This window comes from Klebsiella sp. EMBS2024 (assembly GCF_036233805.1).
In the GTDB taxonomy this organism is placed as follows: domain Bacteria; phylum Pseudomonadota; class Gammaproteobacteria; order Enterobacterales; family Enterobacteriaceae; genus Klebsiella; species Klebsiella pneumoniae.
Genome location: NZ_JAZARW010000002.1, coordinates 64230 through 64443 on the forward strand (window position 1 = coordinate 64230; position 214 = coordinate 64443).

Genomic DNA, 214 nt, shown 5'->3' on the forward strand with positions numbered 1-214 from the left:
AAAAAAAACGCTCCCGGCGGGAGCGTAAGCCAGTGACTTCGGCGTCAAATGAGGGTCTGACAAGTGGAGCTGCGGGTTAATTCTGGGTGATCTGGCTGCGATGCTTTTCCGCCTGTTGCTGATGAATAACGGAAGACTGGCCATTATTCGCCTTCTCATGCACAACAGCGGCTTTCTCATGCTCGCTCATTTCGGAAAATGGCTTAGCAGTTTC

The 214-nt window shown here is 51.4% G+C and carries 1 pseudogene; it reads right to left on the reverse strand.

The window, feature by feature from the left end:
• Nucleotides 1–76 precede the first annotated feature (76 nt).
• Nucleotides 77–214: pseudogene (locus tag VZP09_RS24495) on the reverse strand (copper-binding protein); the annotation flags it as partial.